Origin of the sequence: Ferruginibacter sp., assembly GCF_028288465.1 — a bacterium.
In the GTDB taxonomy this organism is placed as follows: domain Bacteria; phylum Bacteroidota; class Bacteroidia; order Chitinophagales; family Chitinophagaceae; genus Ferruginibacter.
Window position 1 is genome coordinate 235897 of record NZ_JAQBNR010000001.1, and the last position, 23234, is coordinate 259130.

Annotated in this window: 15 protein-coding genes; 13 read left to right on the forward strand and 2 right to left on the reverse strand. The window is 41.3% G+C overall.

Going from position 1 to position 23234, the window contains the following annotated elements; translation table 11 throughout:
* The first annotated feature begins 69 nt into the window (after positions 1-69).
* The 11 genes from JWR61_RS01020 to bglX all read left to right on the forward strand — a co-directional run bounded on the left by JWR61_RS01020 (position 70) and on the right by bglX (position 18998).
* Positions 70-3378, forward strand: coding sequence for a VCBS repeat-containing protein (locus tag JWR61_RS01020; RefSeq protein ID WP_301926016.1), 3309 nt, complete (start codon positions 70-72; stop codon positions 3376-3378).
* 7 nt (positions 3379-3385) lie between these two features.
* Complete coding sequence (locus tag JWR61_RS01025) at positions 3386-5050, forward strand: glucoamylase family protein (protein WP_301926017.1); 1665 nt, start codon at positions 3386-3388, stop codon at positions 5048-5050.
* A gap of 39 nt (positions 5051-5089) precedes the next feature.
* Positions 5090-6547, forward strand: coding sequence for a glycoside hydrolase family 30 beta sandwich domain-containing protein (locus JWR61_RS01030; protein ID WP_301926018.1), 1458 nt, complete (start codon positions 5090-5092; stop codon positions 6545-6547).
* Between the two features lie 17 nt (positions 6548-6564).
* Entirely contained in the window at positions 6565-8028 is a 1464-nt protein-coding gene (locus JWR61_RS01035) for a glycoside hydrolase family 30 protein (RefSeq protein WP_301926019.1), read from the forward strand.
* A gap of 23 nt (positions 8029-8051) precedes the next feature.
* Positions 8052-9416, forward strand: a complete 1365-nt coding sequence (locus JWR61_RS01040; RefSeq protein ID WP_301926020.1) for a glucoamylase family protein — start codon at positions 8052-8054, stop codon at positions 9414-9416.
* 141 nt (positions 9417-9557) lie between these two features.
* A complete protein-coding gene (locus JWR61_RS01045) occupies positions 9558-10988 on the forward strand; it encodes a glucoamylase family protein (RefSeq protein ID WP_301926021.1) in 1431 nt (476 codons plus the stop codon).
* Positions 10989-11058: 70 nt separating this feature from the next.
* Complete coding sequence (locus tag JWR61_RS01050) at positions 11059-13563, forward strand: glycoside hydrolase family 31 protein (protein WP_301926022.1); 2505 nt, start codon at positions 11059-11061, stop codon at positions 13561-13563.
* A 219-nt stretch (positions 13564-13782) separates the two neighbouring features.
* The gene (locus tag JWR61_RS01055) at positions 13783-14217 is read left to right on the forward strand and encodes a DoxX family protein (protein WP_301926023.1); all 435 of its coding nucleotides are present in this window, start codon (positions 13783-13785) and stop codon (positions 14215-14217) included.
* A gap of 2 nt (positions 14218-14219) precedes the next feature.
* Complete coding sequence (locus JWR61_RS01060; protein WP_301926024.1) at positions 14220-16013, forward strand: family 43 glycosylhydrolase; 1794 nt, start codon at positions 14220-14222, stop codon at positions 16011-16013.
* A gap of 2 nt (positions 16014-16015) precedes the next feature.
* Positions 16016-16681: a GDSL-type esterase/lipase family protein gene (locus JWR61_RS01065; protein ID WP_301926025.1), complete on the forward strand. Its 666-nt coding sequence runs from the start codon at positions 16016-16018 to the stop codon at positions 16679-16681.
* A 13-nt stretch (positions 16682-16694) separates the two neighbouring features.
* Positions 16695-18998 carry a beta-glucosidase BglX gene (bglX, locus tag JWR61_RS01070; protein ID WP_301926026.1) on the forward strand — a complete coding sequence of 768 codons (2304 nt, stop codon included), beginning with the start codon at positions 16695-16697 and terminating at the stop codon, positions 18996-18998.
* Positions 18999-19087: 89 nt separating this feature from the next.
* Here the strand turns inward: bglX and JWR61_RS01075 are convergent, their stop codons facing one another.
* Positions 19088-20053: a 1-acyl-sn-glycerol-3-phosphate acyltransferase gene (locus JWR61_RS01075; protein WP_301926027.1), complete on the reverse strand. Its 966-nt coding sequence runs from the start codon at positions 20051-20053 to the stop codon at positions 19088-19090.
* Between the two features lie 121 nt (positions 20054-20174).
* Positions 20175-20726, reverse strand: coding sequence for a YqgE/AlgH family protein (locus tag JWR61_RS01080; protein WP_290339103.1), 552 nt, complete (start codon positions 20724-20726; stop codon positions 20175-20177).
* Between the two features lie 147 nt (positions 20727-20873).
* Between JWR61_RS01080 and JWR61_RS01085 the strand changes: the two genes are divergently transcribed.
* Entirely contained in the window at positions 20874-22199 is a 1326-nt protein-coding gene (locus JWR61_RS01085; RefSeq protein WP_301926028.1) for a sensor histidine kinase KdpD, read from the forward strand.
* Between the two features lie 567 nt (positions 22200-22766).
* Complete coding sequence (mraZ, locus tag JWR61_RS01090) at positions 22767-23225, forward strand: division/cell wall cluster transcriptional repressor MraZ (protein ID WP_301926029.1); 459 nt, start codon at positions 22767-22769, stop codon at positions 23223-23225.
* Positions 23226-23234 lie beyond the last annotated feature (9 nt).

Consider the following 23234-nt stretch of genomic DNA (forward strand, 5'->3'; position numbering starts at 1 on the left):
CTCAGGTTAAGCGCTGATGAAATAACTTACTTTTACAATAACGGATTTTGCATTTTTTAAAACCTTTTTATGCTTGCCAGCCGAATCATTTATTTAATTTTTTCTCCTGTTTTATTCCTATTTTTTTCGTGCAAAAAATCCAATACATTATTTACCAGCCTGTCTTCTTCTGAAACAAATGTGCAATTTCAAAACACACTAAAAGAGCAAAAGGCATTTGGCATTTTATATTACCTGTATTATTATAATGGTGGCGGCGTATCCGTTGGAGATGTAAATAATGATGGATTGCCGGATATTTATTTTACCGCCAATAGCCACGCAGGCAATAAATTATATATTAATAAAGGCAATTTTAAATTTGAAGACATTACTGCAAATGCTGGTGTAGCCGGCAGTTCAGACTGGTGTACCGGTTCAACCATGGCAGATGTAAACGGTGATGGTTTACTCGATATTTATGTTTCGGCAGTAAACATAAATGGAAAAATAAAAGGGCACAATGAGTTATTTATAAATAACGGACCATCTAAAACAGCTCCCGGAGAGGTAACGTTTACAGAAAGTGCCGCCCAATACGGGTTGAATTTTTCAGGGTTTACCACACAGGTCGCCTTTTTTGATTATGATCATGACGGAGACCTGGATTGTTATATTTTAAATCAATCGCACAAGGCCAATGAAAATATTGTAGATACAATCAACAGGAGAAAATTTGATCCGGAAGCAGGCGATAAATTAATGCGCAATGACATGAACACGCCGCTAAAAAAGTTCACTGACGTTTCTGCGGAAGCAGGTATTTATCAAAGCAGTTTGGGGTATGGCTTAGGTATTTCGGTTGCAGATATCAACAATGATGGGTGGGAGGATATTTATATCGGTAACGACTTTCATGAGAATGATTATTACTATATTAACAATGGCAATGGAACTTTTACAGAAAGTGGTGCCAAACATTTTAGACATTACAGCCGATTTAGTATGGGTAATGATATAGCTGATTTTAATAACGATGGTCAATTGGATATTGTAACAGTAGATATGTTACCGGGCGAGGAAAAGACCTTAAAAACCTATGGCAGTGATGAAAATGCCGACACCTATAAATTCAAGCTCATCAGCAATGGCTTTCAGTACCAGTATTCAAAAAACTGCCTGCAACAAAATAATGGCGATGGCATTAGTTTTAGCGAGGTTGGTTTATTGAGTGGTATTTCGGCAACCGATTGGAGCTGGGCTCCCCTCTTTGCTGATTTTGACAACGACGGAAATAAGGATTTATTTATATCAGGCGGTATTGTGAAACGTCCAGTGGATCTTGATTACATTCGTTTTGTTTCAGACTTATCTTTCAGACAGGCAATGAATAAGACAGATCAATATGATGCGGCGGCATTGGAAAAAATGCCTGATGGAGCATCACATCCCTTTCTTTTCCAGGGTGCTGGGAACAGCCATTTTTCAGATGTCAGCGATAGCTGGGGTACTGGTGAAATGAAAGGTTATTTCAACGGCTCAGCTTATGCCGATCTTGACAATGATGGTAACCTTGATATCATAATTAACAGCCTCAATGCACCAGCTGTAATCTTAAAAAATAATGCGCCAAAGAAAAATTACATCACTGTTTCTTTTAAAGGCGACAGCTTAAACAGTTCAGGCATTGGCGCCAAAGCCTATGTATTTGCCGGCAAAAAAATACAATACCAGCAACTGATGCTTACAAGGGGTTTTGAATCTTCCGTTGAACCAAGGCTGCATTTTGGTTTGGGTGATGCAGCAATTATTGACAGCCTCTTGATCGTGTGGCCCAATCAGCAATACCAGCTATTAAAAAATGTAACTGCTGTAAACTCTTTATTGGTGCAACAAAAAGATGCCAATCAACATTTTGATTACGTCACATTCTTCCCATCACCCAAACCGATATTACAGGATATTACAAGCCAGGTTAAGTGCAACTGGAAACACAGGGAAAATAATTTTATTGATTTTAATAGCCAGTATTTGATTCCGCATATGCAATCCACACGCGGACCAAAAATTGCGGTGGGTGATATTAATAAAGACGGACTTGATGACTTCTTTGCTTGCGGTGCCAATGGTCAGCCGGGCAGTCTGATGGTGCAGACTAAAGAAGGAACATTCGTACAATCGGATACAACCGTGTTTAATAAAACTACAAACAGTGATGAAGTGGATGCCGTTTTTTTTGATGCAAATAATGATGGTTTTCCTGACTTATATGTTGTAAGCGGGGGCAACGAATATGCTGACGGCAATGCGGCTTTGGCCGATAAACTATACATCAATGACGGCAAAGGACATTTCGCTTTGTCAACAGCGCAGTTACCGGTTTTGCTAACTAATAAAAGCTGTGTGGCAGTCGCGGATATTGACCAGGATGGAGATACTGATTTGTTTATTGGCGGCCTTGCAAATGCAAAAGAATTCGGGCAGCCACAGTCTTCGTTTTTATTGTTGAATGATGGTAAAGGCAATTTTAAACCTGCAGCTGAAAATATCATTTCTTTAAAAGAAACAGGAATGGTAACAGCAGCAGTTTTTACAGATATTAATAAAGATGGTTGGACTGATCTGGTAATAGCAGGAGAGTGGATGCCCGTAAAAATATTTATCAATAATAAAGGAACATTTAAGGAAACTGATTTGCCTGTATCCTCAGGTCTTTGGCAATCTCTATATGCTGCAGATGTAAATGGGGATGGTTTTACGGATATATTAGCGGGTAACTGGGGGCATAATTCCAAACTATATGCAGGTAAGGATGGTCCCTTAAAATTGTATGTAAAAGACTTTGATAAAAATGGCTCACCGGAGCAGGTAATGACGTATACAATAAAGGGAAAGGAATATACATTTTTAGCAAAGGATGAATTAGAGCGGGCGCTACCGGTGTTGAAAAAGGCCTATGTTACTTACAACGAAGTAGCCGGTAAAACTGTACAATACATGTTTTTTGATTTATTTAAAGATTACCGGGAGCTAAAAGCTGAAACCCTTACCAATACCTGTTTTATCAATGATGGTAAAGGAGGTTTTGCGAATGTGCCGCTACCCGAGCAGGCACAATTTGCACCGGTGTTTTCATTTGCAGCGCTGGCAAATAACCAGTTTTTAGCAGCGGGTAATTTTTATGGAGTAGTTCCCTACGAGGGCAGGTATGATGCGCTGCAACCTACCATTTTTTCTTTCTATAAAGATCAAAACACTTTTACTAAAGTAGGCCTGTTGCCTGAAATAGACGGTGAAATAAGAGACGCAAAATGGATTAATTATACGGGTGGACGAAAAATTTTAGTGATGGCGAAAAATAACAGCGGACTTGTTTTTTTACAATCCAGCGGTCAATAAAAAAATTATGAAAAATAATAGCATACTTGTTTTTATTACATGCCTGCTTATTTTGGGTTGCAGTAAAGCCAAAGACGCAGCAACTGTAACGCCACCGGCCCTTGCAATAAAAGTAAGCACCATTTACCTTAATACGATAGCCTTTGATAATACCGTTTATGGAACAACTGTTCAGCCCTTATTAAAGGTACAGTTTAGCCAGCCGGTAAAACAGGGTACTGTTGCAACAGCTATTTCACTAAAAGATGCTGGCGGCGTTACTGAAGCAATAACTGTTAGTTTATCAAATCATGACTCTGTGTTGTTGATCCAACCTGTTTCGGCATTAAAAAATCTTTCCAAATATTTTTTTAAAATAACAACTGCACTTCAATCCGCCAGTGGCGGTGGACTTAGTAATGGCATAGATAAAAATTTTATTACACAAATTGATTCAGCCAATAAATTCCCCGTTATCAGTGACAGTTTATTATTGGATAAAATTCAGCAGCAAACTTTTAAATATTTCTGGGATTTGGGCCACCCTGTTAGCGGATTGGCGAGGGAAAGAAATACCTCTGGCGATATTGTTACCGCAGGCGGTTCAGGATTTGGCATCATGTCTATTGTAACCGGCATCAACAGGAATTTTATTACCAGAACGGAGGGGCTCGCCCGTATGCAAACCATCGTTGGGTTTTTAAAAAATACTGCCCAAAAAGTGCACGGCGCTTTTCCGCATTGGATGAATGGTGCTACTGGCGCCATTGTGCCTTTCAGCAGCAAAGACGACGGGGCTGATCTTGTGGAAACGGCGTATTTAATGCAGGGCTTGCTTACAGCAAGGCAATATTTCAATGGCGGCGATGCGGGCGAAACCAATTTGCGAAACGATATTAATATCTTATGGAATGGCGTCGAGTGGAACTGGTTCCGGCAAAACAACCAGGATGTATTGTACTGGCATTACAGCAATATGTATGCATGGGATATGAATGTGAAAATACAAGGCTGGAATGAATGCCTTATAACGTATGTACTTGCTGCATCATCCACGACGCATACTGTGCCAGATTCCGTGTATAAAAGTGGGTGGGCTAAAGGTTCGGCATTTGTAAACGGCAACAGTTATTATAATTATACACTGCCGTTGGGGCCTGAACTTGGAGGACCGCTGTTTTTTTCTCATTACTCTTTTTTGGGCATCAACCCAAATGGTTTAACGGATAGTTACGGCAACTATACTACGCAAACCAAAAACCATACACTGATTAATTACAGTTATTGCGTTGCCAATCCGCAGAATAATTACGGCTACAGCAGCAGTTGCTGGGGACTTACCGCAAGCGATATACAAGATGGCTACAATGCAAGTTCGCCAACCAGCGATGTAAGTGTAATCGCACCAACGGCGGCCATTTCTTCTTTGCCTTATACACCAGCGGAATCGATGAAAGCACTGCACTTTTTTTATTATACACTGGGTGATAAGTTATGGGGTGAGTATGGATTTTATGATGCCTTTAGTTTGAAAAATGTATGGTTTGCCAACTCAACACTGGCAATAGACCAGGGACCAATAATTGTGATGATTGAAAATTACAGAACAGGATTATTGTGGAAACTGTTTACCAGTTGCCCGGAAGTAAAAGCAGGTATGTTAAAGCTTGGATTTAAAGCGCCTTACCTGTAAACAATTCTGAAATAAAACACGAATAGTATAAACGAACTTATGAATAGTAAAAAAAATCACCTCCTGCTATTGGCTGCTATGCTGTTGTTCCAGGCGGGTTGCTCAAAATCTGGAGGAACTACGGTAACGCCGCCCGTTATTCCTCCTGTTATACCACCAGTTACTGCCACCAACGACATGGAATGCTGGCTGACAAAATCTGATCAGACTATATTGCTTCAAAAGCAAACAGCCGTACTTTCATTTGTAACAACGGCAAACAGTAATGTAAATATTGAAGTAGATTCTGCCCAACGTTACCAGGCTGTTGAAGGCTTTGGGTACACCCTCACAGGCGGCAGTGCTTATGTAATTAACCGCATGGAAGCTGCTGCCAAGGCCAGCTTGCTGCAGGAATTGTTTGGGACTTCATCCGGCAGTATTGGCGTTAATTACTTACGCATCAGCATCGGCGCATCAGATTTAAATGCCACCACATTTACTTATGATGATGTGCCCTCAGGGCAAACGGATCTAAACCTTGCAGCCTTTGGTCTTAACCCGGATAAAACAGATCTGATACCATTGTTAAAAGAAATACTTGCCATTAACCCCAATATTAAAATACTGGCAACACCATGGTCGGCACCGGTTTGGATGAAGGATAACAACAGCTTTAAAGGCGGTAGTTTAGTGCCTGCTAACTACAACGTGTATGCGCAGTATTTTGTAAAATACATTCAGCAGATGAAGTTGGAAGGCATTACCATTGACGCCATTACGCCACAAAACGAGCCCCTCAATCCCAACAACAATCCCAGCCTTGTAATGACGGCTTTGCAACAGGCCGATTTCATAAAAGGCAGCCTGGGCCCGGCATTTCAAGCCGCCGGCATCACCACCAAAATTATTGCCTACGATCATAATTGTGATGTGCCAAATTACCCGCTAACCGTATTACAGGATGCACAGGCCAACCCATTTGTAAGTGGATCTGCTTTTCATTTATATGCCGGCGACATCAGTGCATTGTCAACTGTACACAACGCTTATCCTGATAAGTCGCTTTATTTTACAGAACAATACACGGCATCAACAGGGGATTTTGGCGGCGATTTAAAATGGCATGTTAAAAATGTATTGATCGGTTCCATGCGCAACTGGAGCCGCACTGCCCTTGAATGGAACCTGGCCAATGATGGTAATTACGGTCCGCATACGGATGGGGGCTGCACAACCTGCAAAGGAGCTTTAACCATAACCGGCTCATCCATTTCCCGTAACGTTGCTTATTACATCGTTGCACATGCGGCGAAATTTGTACCGTTTGGATCAACGCGAATTGCAAGTACAGTCTCAGGCAATTTACAAACGGTGGCTTTTCAAACGCCTGATAATAAAAAGATTTTAATTGCAGAAAACGACGGCGGCAATCCTATTTCATTCAACATTAAATACAATGGTAAATGGGTGGCCACACAACTCGCTGCCGGTGCTGTTGCAACATACATTTGGTGATTTTAAAATTATAAAATATGAAACAAAACATTGTCCTCTTCCTCGTAATCCTGCTGAGTGCATGCAGTCAGCCATCCGGCAATAAGGCAGTTTCAAATGATAAGCCATATTCTGCCGAAGGCAAAAAAGTAGTTGTGTATTCTACCGCCGACAGCAGTACGCTGCGCTTGTCGGCCACCGATACGTTATCTTTTAAAACGCTTGCCCAGCCGGTTGAAACACAGGTATGCGTTTTTGTAGATCCATCAAAAACTTTTCAAACCTTCCTCGGAATTGGTGGTGCATTAACAGATGCTTCCGCAGAAACATTTGCCAAATTGTCTCAACCAAAACAGCAGGAATTTTTACGGGCGTATTATAACGACACAACTGGCATAGGCTATACGCTGGCAAGAACAACCATTCACAGCAGTGATTTTTCCAGCGCCAGTTATACGTACATAACAGAAGGTGATAAAGAATTAAAGTCGTTTAATGTTAATCATGATAAACAGTACCGCATACCATTTGTAAAACAAGCTATCGCTGCGGCAGGTGGTAAACTGACTTTGTTCGCAAGCCCCTGGAGCCCGCCTGCATTTATGAAAAGCAATAATGACCTGGCGCACGGTGGAAAACTAAAGCCGGAATTTTACCAGGCCTGGGCCAATTATTATGTGAAGTTTATACAAACCTGGCAAAGCGAAGGCATTCCAATCTGGGGCATATCTGTGCAAAATGAACCCATGGCTACACAGCGCTGGGAGAGTTGTGTTTTTACTGCGGAAGAAGAAAGGGACTTTCTTAAGAACAATCTTGGCCCAACTATGCATAAAGAAGGTTTGGGGGATAAAAAAATAATTGTATGGGACCATAACCGTGACCTGATGGTACAAAGAGCCAACACAATATTCAGTGATCCCGAAGCGTCCAAATACGCATGGGGTATGGGTTTTCATTGGTATGAAAGCTGGAGTGGCGGAACAGAAATGTATGAAAATGTAGGCAGAGTACATGAGGCATGGCCTGATAAAAACCTGATGTTTACAGAAGGTTGTGCAGAAAGTTTTAAGGCAGGCGGTTATTATAACTGGGCGCTGGGCGAACGGTATGGCCGCTCGATGATCAATGATTTTAATAATGGTACAGTTGGGTGGACAGACTGGAATGTGTTACTGGATGAAACCGGTGGCCCTAACCATGTACAGAATTTTTGTTTCGCACCAATACATGCCGATACCAAAACAGGCGATCTGATTTACACCAACGCCTATTATTACATCGGACATTTTTCAAAATTCATCCGTCCTGGTGCAAAAAGAATCAGCAGTGCGGCAAGCCGCAGCCAGTTGTTAACTACCTCTTTTAAAAATGAAGATGGAAAAGTAGTGGTAGTGGTCATGAACCAAAGCAATGCGAAAACAACTTACAATCTTTGCATCGGCACTTCAGCGGCAGAGGTTACTATATTGCCACACGCCATTCAAACACTGGTGTTATAAACGTATTTCAATAAGGATAGCCGATGATCAACAAAAAAATAAAACTGCTGGTTACGATTGTACTGCTACTGTTGAATATTTCCTGCGGAGCACAGAAAGTAAAGCCGCATGCTGCAAATGCACCTGCAAGGCAAACGAATTTATCAGACAGCGCATTGCTGGATGTAGTACAAAAGCAAACCTTTAAATATTTCTGGGATTTTGCTCATCCGGTATGTGGTATGGCCAGGGAGAGGAGCAATGAAGATGCCGGCTACGGTCATGAAACAGTTACCACGGGTGGCACAGGCTTTGGTATTATGGCTGTAATTGTTGCAACAGAACGTGGCTGGATTACAAGGGATACCGCAGCAAAATTTATGCGCAAGATGGTGAACTTTTTATTGAAAGCCAATTCGTATCATGGCGCATTTCCGCACTGGATGGACGGCGCTACCGGCAAAACAATTCCCTTCAGCAGGAAGGATGATGGGGGCGATTTAGTGGAAACCTCGTACCTCTTCCAGGGCCTGCTTTGTGCCCGGCAATATTTTAACCGGGATAACCCTGTGGAAAATGAATTCAGAGCAAAGGTAGGCTGGATGTGGACTGGTATTGAATGGAGCTGGTATACCCACGAACAGGATGTTCTGTTTTGGCACTGGAGTCCCAACAACGGCTGGGCGATGAATTTCCCCGTGCGTGGTTTTAATGAGTGTTTAATTATGTATGTTTTGGCAGCAAGTGCTGATGAGTATCCCGTAACTGCCGCGGTATATCATCGTGGCTGGGCACAAAGTAATTTCTTTAAAAACGGAAAAACATTTTACGGCTATACGTTACCGTTAGGCTTTGATTACGGAGGTCCACTGTTCTTTTCACAATATTCTTTTTTGGGGTTGAATCCAAATGGATTAAAAGACAAGTATGCGGATTACTGGGTGCAAAATAAAAACCATACGCTTATCAATCACGCGTATTGTCTGGATAATCCCAAAGCGTTTAAAGGTTACGGCGAAAACTGCTGGGGACTCACCGCATCGGATACTTACAATGGCTACAATGCTTTTTCACCAACCAACGATGAAGGCACTATTACACCAACGGCAGCCTTATCGGCCTTTCCATATACGCCGGAATATTCAATGAAAGCACTCAGGCATTTCTATTATGATTTGGGCGATAAAATCTGGGGGGAGTACGGTTTTACGGATGCATTTAATGAGACTAAAAACTGGTACTCAAAAAATTACCTGGCAATTGATGAAGGTCCGATTGTAGCGATGATAGAAAATTACCGGAGTGGCCTGTTGTGGAAATTATTTATGAGTTGCCCTGAAATAGGCCGGGGATTAAATAAACTTGGCTTTACCTATGCAGGACAAACAAAGAATGCCTTGGTTAAGTAAGCCATTTTAAAAAGATAATTCAACAAAGCATTTTATGTAGATTTGAAAAACTGAATACGATACGATTGTATTGGCGGATTTCTTTTTTATAAAAAGAGGAAGCAAAATCTGCCGGAATTTTAAACGGTTTCAATTATTGCCATGCCAAAAAAATCATCTCTGTTGTTGCTATTCATTAGCAGCTTTCTTCTCCTGTCAGCACAAAAAATAAATTTTAAAGATGGGTATCCTAATAATGTTAATCCCATCGGTATTGTAAAAAATATTTCTGACAGCACATTGCTTGAAATAGTACAGCGGCAGACTTTTCGTTACTTCTGGCATTATGCGCATCCCATAAGCGGACTGGCACGCGAAAGAGATGTGGCCGTGCATGCAGTATCCTACTGGGATTATATTAATGAAGCCTGGGATGAACCCAATCTAAGCAAAACAATTTTTGGTGGTGAAGACTGCGCCATTGGCGGCACCGGAATGGGTATTTTATCAACCATCGTTGCGGTACAACGTGGCTGGATTGGTAGAGACACGGCTGTAAAAAGACTGATAAAAATTGCCGACTTTTTATACAAAGCAGATTGTTATCATGGCATATACCCGCACTTCATGAATGGTACCACCGGCAAAACTGTTCCGTTTGATCGCCTGGATGATGGCGCGGACATTGTGGAAACATCTTACCTGCTGATGGGTTTTTTATGTGCCAAAGAATATTTTACTCGTGATGCCATCACTGAAAAATATTTACGCAAACGCATTGACCAAATGTGGGGAGCTGCCAACTGGAACTGGCATACCAAAGGCGAGAACAAAAGATTGTACTGGCACTGGAGCCCACGCAATGATTTCGATATGAACTTCCCCGTATGGGGCTACAATGAGTGTTTAATCACGTATATCTTATCAGCAGCATCACCCAATCATAGCATTTCCAGAAACGTGTATGACTCTACCTGGAGCGGCAGCTTTGGCTGGCAAAACGGAAAATCGTATTATGGTTATAAACTGCCTTTGGGCAATTATGATAAAGACAGGGGTGGCCCGCTTTTCTTTGAACAGTACACGTACATGGGCATCGATCCAAATGAATTGAAAGATGATCATGGAACCGACTATGCGGAACAGACAAAAAATCACACGCTGATCAATCGGGCCTATTGCATTGAAAATCCCAATCATTATAAAGGCTACAGCGCCCGGTGCTGGGGGCTTACTGCCGGCGATAGTTACAAAGGATATGTAGCGCACAGTCCGGAAAATGACAAAGGCGTCATTCAACCGACAGCAGCCATTTCTTCTATGCCATACACACCCAAAGAAAGTATGGAAGCACTCAAATATTTTTATTACGAGCTGGGAAGTAAAATCTGGGGACCATTTGGTTTTGCAGATGGCTTTAGCATTCATCACAACTGGTACGCAAAAAGCCATCTCGCTATCGACCAGGGGCCAATCGTAGTGATGATAGAAAATTACAGAAGCGGCCTGATCTGGAATTTATTTATGAAGATTCCGGACGTGCAAAATGGATTAAAAAAATTGGGTTTTAAAAGTAAATGGATAAAAGACTAACCAGGTGGGTCACCCCAAAAAGGGTGGCTCACCCGGTTAGTCCACGTAAATAAAATTAAGCCTCTCAAACATGCAGGCAGCAAAAATAAAATTGGTGGTATTGTGTTGCAGCGTAATTGCAATGGCCGCCAGGTGCAATGCGCAGCAAAGAAATACAGGCAAAATTACCTCTTATAAAAAAGTGTTTGGTGGTATCGAAGGAAAAACTGCGACATCCATTTTTGATATCCATGCTTATTCAGATCACATTATCCGCGTAAGGATTTCAAAAAATAAAACGCTTAATAGTTTTTCTTACGCATTGGTCGATAATCAAATTCCATTGTTTGAAAATTACTCAATTAAAGAGGAGGGCAATTCTATAACACTTTCAACCAATGCCATCAACGTAGAAATTGAAAAAGCACCAGCCTTTTCAATAACCTTTAAAAATAAAGCTGGCCAAATCATTAATGAAGATGTAAAAGGCACTTGCTTTGGTACTACCTTTTCAGGAGACAAAGCAACGGTCTATAAAAAATTACAGGAGGGGGAGCGCTTTGTAGGCCTGGGTGAAGCGCTGGGCAATCTTGATAAAAGAGGAATGGGCATAACCTTAAATAACACTGACAATTACAAATATGGCGACACCCGTTTGCCCATGTACATAAGCGTTCCGTTTTATATAGGCATACATCATCAGGACGTATACGGCTTGTTTTACAACAACAGCTATAAAAGTTTTTTCAATTTCGCATCATCTACACCCAACTTCAGTTCGGTAAGTTTCGAAGGTGGTGACATGGATTATTTTTTTATGTACGATGAATCTCTTGCAAAAGTTATCGAACACTATTCATCCTTAACAGGAAAAATGCAGCTGCCCCCAAAGTGGAGTATCGGCTATCACCAAAGCAGGTGCAGTTATTATCCGCAGGAAAAAGTAACCTGGATAGCGGAGACGTTCAGAAGGAAAAAAATTCCGCTGGATTGCATTGTATTGGATGCTGATTACCAGCAGGGGTATCAACCCTTCAGGGTAAACAAAGAGCGGTTTCCTGATATGCCCGGGTTGGCAGCCAGTCTTGCTAAGATGAATATAGAATTAACAGCCTCGGTTTATCCAGGGGTAAAAATTGACAGCTCCTACGAATTATATACCGATGGGTTAAAGAAAAATGTGTTTATAAAATATGCAGACGGCAGTTTATTTAAAACGGAGATAGCCCCGCTGCCTGTTCTTCTGCCCGATTATACCAATCCCAACACAAGGGCCTGGTGGATTGATAAAATGAAATGGTTGCCAGACAACGGTATACATGGTTACTGGAATGACATGAATGAGCCAGCCGTGGCTGGCAGTTATTTGCCGGATAACCTGGTCTTTAATTTTGATGGGCACGCAACCAATGCTCAGGAAGCAAAAAATGTATATGGTTTTCAAATGGCAAGAAGCAGTTATGAATCTGCAGTTAAATACGGAAATGGCAGGCGGCCTTTTGTATTAACGCGTTCAGCCTTTGCCGGCGTGCAGCGCTATTCTGCCGTATGGAGCGGTGATAATACGGCCAGCGATGAAGGTTTGCTGAGTGGTGTGTTGCTCAACAGCCAGATGGGCCTGTCGGGCATTCCTTTTGCAGGGCCCGATCTGGGTGGTTATATCGGTGATGGAACAAAAGATTTGTTTAAACGGTGGATAGAAGTGGGCGTATTTTCTCCTTTTGTAAGAAACCACAAGGGCTTCTTTACGCCTGACAATGAGCCCTGGAGTTATGGCGAAGAAATTGAAGGCATTGCAAAAACATTTATTGAATTCCGGTACCGAATGATGCCATATGTTTACTCCGCATTTTACGAAGCCTCCCAAACAGGCATGCCAATAGCAAGAAGCCTTTGCATCAACTATCCTTTTGATGATAAAGTGTATGACAATGTGTACCAGTACCAGTTTTTATTTGGAGCTGCCATGCTGGTAGTGCCTGTAACATCATTGGAAAATAATAAGAAAATATATTTGCCCAAAGGCGTTTGGTACAATATATATTCGGACGAAAAAATAACCGGTGAAAAAAGCTGGACACAGGATGTGCCGGCTTATCAAATTCCGGTTTTTATAAAAGCATCTTCTGTCATACCCATGCAGAGTGTTGTACAGTCAGCTAAAGAAAAGCCATCCGACACCCTGTGGTTGCATGTTTACAACGGAAAGGAAAAAAACAGTTTTGTATATTATGAAGACAAAGGTGATGGAATGGAATATCAAAAAGGCGGCTATTGTAAAAGGGTGATCACATTTGATCCTGTTCAAAAGCAGCTGTTGCTTCAAACACAGGAAGGAACCTACCAGTCCGATTTCAAACAACTGCAACTTGTTTTTCATGGTTTTGAAAATGCAATAACAGGAGTTAGTATAAACAAAGGCAATGACCGGCCATTACAGGAAGGCTGGGAAAAAATGTTGGACGGTTTGCAATATATGGAAGACCTGTATGATCCGGCTTATTATCAATCGGTAAGAAATGCAGAGCAGGTAAGCACTCAAAAAATCATCACCATTGAAAACAGTGCGAAGGCCATTTTGGTGCAATGGAAATAAAAGATTTCGGGAAGCCCGGAATATAGTTTGAGAAGTAAATAACCGGTTAAATCAAATTGAAACGAAAGGCTGCAAAAGATAATTATGGAACAGGCTTTGCATGTAAGGGGATTTAGTAAACCGGAAATAAGATGAACTTACGGGCTTATCAAAGTACTTTTGTAGAATAAAATATCACTCCGACTAATCCTGCATGTTTAAATAGAATAAATATATTTTATGAAGCCTCTATTATCGCCAGTGCCAATGAATATTAAAACAACAATTGGCATCTTAAGAATCATCATCGGCGCAATGATGTTGTACCATGGTGCCGAAGTTTTTAACGCAGTACAAATGAAGGAATATGCACAATCGGATATGTTTAAAACTTCTTCCTCGCCGGCGCTGATGCCTTACATTGGTAAAGGTGCCGAATTTCTAAGCGGCCTGTTGTTGTTGCTCGGACTATTCACCAGGATAGCCGCTGGCATACTGATCGTGAGCATGTGTTACATCACCTTTAAAATAGGTCATGGAAAATTCTGGTACGAAGATCAGCATCCTTTTATGTTTGTTCTTTTCGGGCTGCTGTTCTTTTTTGCCGGTCCCGGCAAGTGGAGTATCGACCATATCCTTTTTAAACCCAAATCAAAATATACTACCTACAAATGATTATGTTACCAGCTTCAATATTTCAATTTAGCATCGTTGCGGCGCTCCGTTCAAAAATAGTACTACTATTAAGCATTGGCTTCCTGTTTGGGGCGTATAATTTACAGGCACAGTACAAGCAACAAACCTATTGTAACCCCATCAATATAGATTACGGCTATACGCCCATTCCCAATTTTAGTGAATGGGGCAGGCACCGGGCTACGGCTGATCCGGTGATTGTTACTTACAAAGGCGATTATTATTTGTTCAGTACCAACCAATGGGGTTACTGGTGGAGCAGCGATATGCTAAACTGGAAATTCATTTCCAAAAAATTTTTGCGCCCCTGGAACGGAGGCGTGTATGATGAATTGTGTGCCCCAGCAGTTGGCATTATCGGCGACACCATGATTGTTTTTGGTTCCACCTACACCAGCAAATTCACCATCTGGATGAGCACCAATCCAAAAGCGAACGAATGGAAACCACTGGTCGACTCATTTGAAATGGGCGGCTGGGATCCCGGCTTTTTCACTGATGATGACGGCAAATTGTATATGTACAATGGTAGCAGCAACAGATATCCGTTGTATGGCATTGAGCTCAACCGGCATACTTTAGCGCCAATTGCTTATCGAAAAGAAATGTATTTCCTGGAGCAGGATCGCTACGGCTGGCAACGCTTTGGCGAAAACACCGACAATACTTTTCTGGACCCATTTATTGAAGGTGCTACTATGAATAAACACAATGGAAAGTATTACCTGCAGTACGGCGCACCCGGTACAGAATTCAGCGGTTACGCCGACGGTGTAGTGGTAGGCGATAACCCGCTGGGGCCGTTTACACCCCAATCAGATCCGCTGAGTTACAAGCCTGGTGGCTTTTCCAGGGGAGCTGGCCATGGCGCTACCTTTAAAGATGTCAACAACAATTACTGGCATGTGTCAACGTCTATCATTTGCGTAAAAAATACTTTTGAAAGAAGGATTGGCATCTGGCCTGCGGGCTTCGATAAAGATGATGTGATGTGGTGCAATACGGCATTTGGAGATTATCCGCACTATTTGCCAGGTGCAACATCGCCAGGCGGAAGGCCAGAATGGATGTTGCTGAATTATAACAAGCCTGTTGTGGTTTCCTCTACTTTGGCCAGCTATTATGCAAACAATGCAGTGGATGAAAGCATAAGAACCTACTGGAGCGCTGCTACCAGCAATAAAGGTGAGTTTATTCAAAGTGACCTGGGCAATATTTCAACCGTTAAAGCAATACAAATTAATTATGCTGACCAGGATGTGGACAGTTCCTTTCTGGGAAAGTCACTCGGCGTATTTCATCAATACAAATTATACTATTCCCTGGACGGTAAAAAGTGGAGCGTACTAAAGGATAAAAGCAATAATAAAACGGATGTACCGCATGACTATATCGAGCTGGAACAACCGGTGGAAGCACGGTTTATTAAACTGGAAAATATTCACATGCCCACCGGGAAATTTGCCATCAGTGGCCTGCGTGTTTTTGGAAATGGACACGGAGCAAAGCCATCTGCCGTGCAAAATTTTATTGTGCTGCGAACTGAAAAAGACAAACGCAGTGCCTATATAAAATGGAGGCCTGTTGACAATGCGTTTGCTTATAATATTTATTATGGCACTAACCCGGATAAATTGTACACATGTATTATGGTGCACGATAACAATGAATATTGGTTAAAAACAATGGACAACCAGAAACCCTATTATTTCAGCATAGAAGCCATTAATGAAAACGGCGTTTCTCAAAAAAGCACGCCGATTAAATCAGAGTAATTATGAAAAATCAATTAATATTCCTTGCATATATTTTGCTGACGGCCGTGATGCCTGTAAAGGCCCAGACAGAGCCATTCTACAATGATATTCAGTCCTTCAAAAAACAGGACAGTACAGCATTTCCACCGAAGCATGCCATACTTTTTGTTGGCAGTTCTTCCTTTACGAAATGGACAGATGTACAAAGTTATTTTCCTGATTATCCCATTGTGAACCGGGGCTTTGGCGGGTCTTCGTTACCGGATGTAATACATTTTGCCAATGATATCATTATCCCTTATCTGCCTAAACAGATAGTAATTTATTGTGGCGAAAATGACTTGGCTGGTTCGGATACCACCGTAAACGGAAAAGTAGTTTTTAACAGATTTAAGCAACTATTTACCCTGATAAGGCAGCAGCTGCCGACGGTATCCATAGCCTATGTTTCAATGAAGCCAAGCCCTAGCCGAAAACACTTGTGGCCAAAAATGACAGCTGGCAATACGTTGATTAAAAAATTCCTGGCCAAACAAAAGAAAACGGCCTTTATTGACGTATACCATAAAATGTTTAATGCCGATGGCACTGTTATGAACGATATTTTTTTGGAAGATAATTTACACATGAACGCAAAAGGCTATACCATCTGGCAAAAAGCGATTGCGCCTTTTTTACTGAAATAATAAAACCAACAACATGAAATTGCTTACAAAAGTCCTGGCAGTAGTACTGTTTTCTATTTCGCTGCAGGCAGCAGCACAAAATAGTGATGCTGTTAAATCCGATAGCTATCGGATGAAAACCTTCATTGATGTACTCATGAAAAAAATGACCCTGGACGAAAAACTGGGCCAATTAAACTTACCCGGTGCGGGTGATATTGTTACCGGCCAGGCATCCAATTCTGATATTGGTAAAAAAATACGGGAAGGAAAAGTAGGAGGTCTTTTCAACATTAAATCGGTCGCTAAAATTAAAGCGGTACAAAAAGTAGCGGTCGAAGAAAGCCGCTTAAAAATTCCGATGATTTTTGGTATGGATGTCATTCACGGTTACCAGACAACCTTTCCCATTCCGTTAGGCATGTCGTGTATCTGGGATATGAACCTGGTGGAAAAAGCAACCCGCATTGCAGCCACAGAAGCCAGTGCCGATGGTATTTGCTGGACCTTTAGCCCGATGGTGGATATCAGCCGCGATCCACGCTGGGGAAGGATTTCAGAAGGTAACGGGGAAGATGCTTACCTCGGATCGAGAATTGCTGCGGCAATGGTCAAAGGTTATCAGGGTGATGATCTTTCAAAAAACAATACCATTATGTCGTGCGTTAAACACTATGCTATGTATGGTGCTGCTGAGGCCGGCCGCGATTACAATACAACAGACATGAGCAGGGTGAGAATGTACAACGAATATTTGCCACCATACAAGGCAGCTGTAGATGCCGGCGTTGGAAGTGTGATGGCCTCTTTTAATGAAGTAGATGGTATACCGGCTACCGCCAATAAATTTTTAATGACCGATGTATTACGCAACCAGTGGGGGTTTAAAGGATTTGTGGTAACAGATTATACCGGCATCAATGAAATGGAAGCGCATGGTATAGGTGATCTTCAACAGGTTTCGGCACTGGCTTTAAAAGCTGGTGTTGATATGGATATGGTAGGCGAAGGTTTTTTGACCACCCTGAAGAAGTCACTTGAAGAAAAGAAGGTGACACAACAGCAGATAGACATGGCATGCAGACTGGTACTGGAAGCGAAATATAAATTAGGCTTGTTTGAAGACCCATACAAATATTGCAACGAGCAGCGTGCCGCCACAGAAATATTTACACCAGCCAACAGAAAAGTGGCAAGGGAGATTGCTGGTGAAAGCTTTGTGTTGCTGAAAAATAAAGGAGGATTACTACCCCTTAAAAAAAATACAACCATTGCATTGATTGGCCCATTGGCAGATGCGAAGGAAAACATGCCCGGCACCTGGAGCGTGGCTACTGATTTCTCTACACCAATATCTGTGTTACAAGGATTGAAAAATGCAGTAGGTAACCAGGGAAAAGTTTTATATGCTAAAGGATCTAATCTCGATGCAGATAGCATGATTGAAGAGCGGGGTACCATGTTTGGGAAATCGTTGCACAGAGACAGCCGGCCAAAGGAAGTTATCCTGAAGGAAGCACTTGATATTGCCAGCCAGGCAGATGTTGTTGTTGCTGCTGTAGGTGAGTCATCAGAAATGAGTGGCGAGTCTGCCAGCCGGTCGGACATTGGTATTCCAAAATTACAACAGGAATTACTGGAAGCTTTAGTGAAAACCGGCAAGCCTGTTGTGCTTGTATTGTTTGCCGGAAGACCCTTAACCTTAACATGGGAGAATGAGCATGTGCCTGCTATTTTAGATGTGTGGTTCAGTGGAACAGAAGCAGGAGATGCAATAGCCGATGCTTTGTTCGGAGACGTAAATCCATCCGGAAAATTGAGTACAACTTTCCCCCAGAATATTGGCCAGGTGCCTTTGTATTATAACCATAAAAATACCGGTCGCCCCTTGCCTGAAGGGCAGTGGTTTCAAAAATTCCGCTCCAATTACCTGGATGTATCCAACGATCCATTATATCCCTTTGGTTATGGTTTAAGTTACACCAGTTTTTCCTACAGCGGCATTACTTTAAGCAGTAATACGATAAAAGGAAACCAGTCCATTACGGCTACTGTAACGGTAACCAATACGGGTAACAAAGCCGGCAAAGAAGTGGTGCAATTGTACACCCGCGATTTGGTGGGTTCTATCACCCGGCCGGTAAAAGAATTAAAAGGTTTTCAAAAAATTACATTGGCTGCGGGTGAATCAAAAAAAGTGACTTTTACCATTAGTAACGCTGATCTTAAATTTTACAACAGCGATTTGAAATATGTTGCTGAGCCAGGCGATTTTAAATTATTTATTGGTGGCAACAGCAGGGATGTAAAAGAAGCTGATTTTAAATATCAGTTGTAAATACGCATTTAATATTATTTTATAACACAGGCCGGCTGATTAGCTGGCCTGTGTTATGCGACAAGGCATGATACTGTTCTTTTATGAGTTTAATCTATCTGCCTGTTCAGCTGCATACAACACCAGCCACAAACGGGCAATGCAGCTGCAATAACAATTGCCCGGTATTCACCTAAAAAAAATTGAGCAACCAGCGCCCAGAATAGAATTAAAAAGGGATAAAAAATCAGCAATGCGCCTACGACGATTGAATCAAAATGCCCTGACAGGGCAGCCTTTTTTTCAATCAATTTTTTCAGGATAAAATAAAATGGCCAGTGTAAAACCAAACCGGCAAATCCGGGCAAAAGCAACAAGGCCGTTTTGATTTTGCTGAACTTTATCCGGAAGGTGGTCTGTTTTTTTTGACGATCAGTTGAATCAATTTCATATACCCTTTGTTGCAACTGCTGCTGTATGGCGCCCGTGATATTATTGAGTTGCCGGCCATTTTCACCGCCCGTATTTTTCATTATGTCTGATCCGATGCAGTCGCCGATATTAACATGCACATTTTTTCCGAACAAGAAGAAGCTATTATAATTAAGGCCAATTGGCAGTATTTTTAATGGGATATTTTGCTGCCATGCTGTAAGCGCAAGCCTGGCAGTTCCTTTTTTCAACGGACGCAAATGCCATTCATTTTCCGACCTGCCTTCTGTAAAGATCAAAACAATACCATTATTCTTAAACAGCTCAATGCAAGCCGAAAAAGTAGAGTAATTTTCCTCCAGGTTTTCCACGCCTTCACTCACCCTGTATACAGGTAATATTTTCAATGAACGCAAAAAGACGCTGATCAATTTTCCTTTAAAAGCATCACCCCGGGCAAGCGAATAAACCGGCTCGTCAAATAAAGTGCATAGAATAATAGCGTCTAAAAATGAGTTGGGATGATTTACCGCAAGCAATAACGGGCCCTTATTTTTCAGCAAAGCTTTCTGGTTAATTTTGATATCCCGGCAGTAAAATTTAATAGCAACTCTTGCTACTTTTTTTACGATTTGGTAAAACATCCTTTAAGATAAGGGAATTAGAAATTGAGTGAATAAAAAGTAACAGTTTTTTGTAAGTATCCAAATATTTGCCATCTAAATAATGAAGCTTTGGCACCGAAAAAAATATATTGGACTATGTTTAATTTAGCAGCGGATCAATTGGGAAATTGATCATCATTTCATAATCGCCGCCCAAATGTTTAAGGCTATCTTTCCAAATATCATCCGGCGACGGGTGAAATACCAGGTTTCGTGTAGCCGTTACCGTTAGCCAGCTTTTTTCTTTCAGCTCGTTGTTTAACTGGCCTTCACTCCAGCCGCTGTAACCAATAAAAAAGCGCACCTTATTAAAATCCAGCTGCTGGGTTTTAACCATTTCAGAAAGTTTTTCAAAATCGCCTCCCCAGTAAACGCCTTTCATTACTTCCAGACCGCCAGGCACCTCTTCGGGGTACTGATGCAAAAAATGTATGGTATCCATTTGCACCGGGCCGCCGTAATAAACTGGTATCGGAAACCCGTCAAAGCCGGTCATCAGTTCATCCAGCGTTTGTTCAAATTGTTTGTTTAGTACAAAGCCAAAACTACCCTGTTGCTGGTGTTCGCAAATAAAGATTACCGTGCGCATAAAATTCGGGTCCTTCAAAAAAGGATCGGCTATTAATAATATACCTGCAGCGGGAGAAATCATGTTTGTAAAATAATTCAATTATTTATGTTACCGAAATAATCAGTGGCTTATTTTTGAAATGTGATTTAGTTCTAAAACCTTCGTTAAATTTACCTTTTACAATACCATAACCGGCTAAAAGCCCCTGAGTAATTTACTTTTGCAAGCATGAAGAAAATTTTTCCCGTTATTACTGTTTTAATATTTCTATCACTGTTGGGAATTATTTTCTTTCAGATACTTTGGATAAAAGGCTCGCTGCTTTCAGGCGAACAGAAGTTCAGGGATCACGTTGCAATGGCCACTTACCAGGCATCGGTAGACCTGATGTCGGAAAAAGGGAATTTAATACCACTCACCAAAAAGGGAGGCTTCATTTTTCCAAGTGAAGGATTGCAAAGAGATATCTTCAGACCGACTATTTCACAACGGTATTCTAAAGATGAAATAAGGCAGATTATCCGGAAGGCTTTTGAAAAACAAAACCTGGAAAATATTCCTTTTGAATTTGCTATTGGTTCAACTACGCTTGTTGTGGAAGAAATGCAATCAGACAACTTTGTGAAAGTGTACAACGATTCTGCAAACAATAAGCCTGTAGTGGTGCCGTTGGAACCATCTCCGGGCAGCTTGTCAGAAGGGCTGTCGGCTGATGAAGTATTGATTCTGATTGTGCCACATGTAAAAAGTTTTGTCTGGCAATCCATGACTTGGTTTATCGTTGGCGCAATTGTTTTCACCATCATTATTATCTGTGCCTTTTTTATCACAGTAAGGGCGCTCATCAAACAGAAAAAACTGAGTGAAATCAAATCTGATTTCATCAACAATATGACGCATGAGTTTAAGACGCCGCTTGCTACTATTTCACTTGCTGTAGATGCGTTGAAAAATGAGAAGGTGATCAATGACAGGGAAAAAATGAACTATTTTACCGGTATCATAAAAGAAGAAAATAAGCGCATGAATAAACAGGTAGAAACCATACTGCAGGCAGCTTTGCTGGATAAGCAGGAGGTTCAGTTAAACCTGAAAAAATTGCATGCACACGAATTAATAAACAGCGCCTTAAACAATATCAATTTACAGGTAGAAGAAAAACACGGGCGTCTTAATGTACATTTTGGAGCCGCCAATGATTTGCTGATGGCAGACGATGTACACTTCACCAACCTGGTAAGCAACCTGCTTGATAATGCCGTAAAATACTCCGGCGATAACCTGCTGATAAAAATCAGTACGCAAAATACCGGCAATACATTTAAGATAAAAATAGAAGATAATGGTATTGGCATGAACAAAGAAACCCTCAGCAGGATCTTCGAAAAATTTTACCGGGCACATACTGGAAACCTGCACAACGTAAAAGGTTTTGGCCTCGGTTTAAGTTATGTAAAAACAATGGTAGAAGCGCACAAGGGTACTGTCAAGGCAGAAAGTGTGGTGGGCAAGGGAACCAGTTTTTTGCTGAGCTTTCCGTTAATAAGGGCTTAGACAATACCAGTTAATTTAATATTCACGCACACCTGTTCTTTACTATTCATCCACGAATTAGCCGGTGAACCCCTTCCCGGATAAAATACAATTTGCTTCACCTGATTTTACTGCCGGCACACTGATTCACCGGCATGTTTTACTCGCATAGTTTGTTTGTTTTTTATCCTATGATTTTGGATTGACTTTCTCAATTCCGACAACAAAAAATCCGGCTTACTTACTTCTAAATATGATCGGCCAATTAAAATAGTCTGAAAAATTAAAGGCCTTGCTTCCTTGTTTATATGATCGGTTTTGTTATTTAAAGTGATGCATCCGCCGGATATTTTAGTATGCCATTTCCAGTAAAACTTGCTGAAATTACATTCGTCCTGAGTAATCCACATAAAACGCACAGTAATCCACAGGGTTGTTAACATAAGTAAACTGCTTTTTCGGCTGATACTTATACTGGTGTTAATTCTTCAGCTGTGGATAAAAATCTTTTTCCCTTATTTGGTAAGAAGGTGGGAAAAAGTGTTATTTTGTGTGAATATTTATTCATTAAGTGTAATTCAGCTGTAAATGACAGGTTTTCTTGGCGAATACGAGGTTACAATCGACCCCAAGGGACGGTTTCTTGTACCTGCTGCTTTAAAAAAGCAGTTGGTGGAAGAAGGCGCACACCAGTTTGTTATCAACAGGGGATTGGACAGCTGCCTGAGTTTATATCCCATGGACAGCTGGGATATTTTGTATGCCAAAGTAAGTAAGCTGAATGATTTCGACATAAAGGCGAGTGCTTTTAAAAGACGTTTTTTAAACGGTGCTTCAAAGGTAGAACTTGATACGGCAGGAAGATTACTACTACCCAAAAATTTGATGGAGTATGCAAGTTTGGTGAAAGACGCCGTGCTGATATTTATTGGTGATAAAATTGAAATCTGGGATAAAATTAAATACAAAGAGTTCTTTGAATCTTTTTCACAGGATGAGTTCAAAAAAATGGCGGATGAAGTAATGGGGTCAAAATCCGAAAGCTAAAAAAGCAGA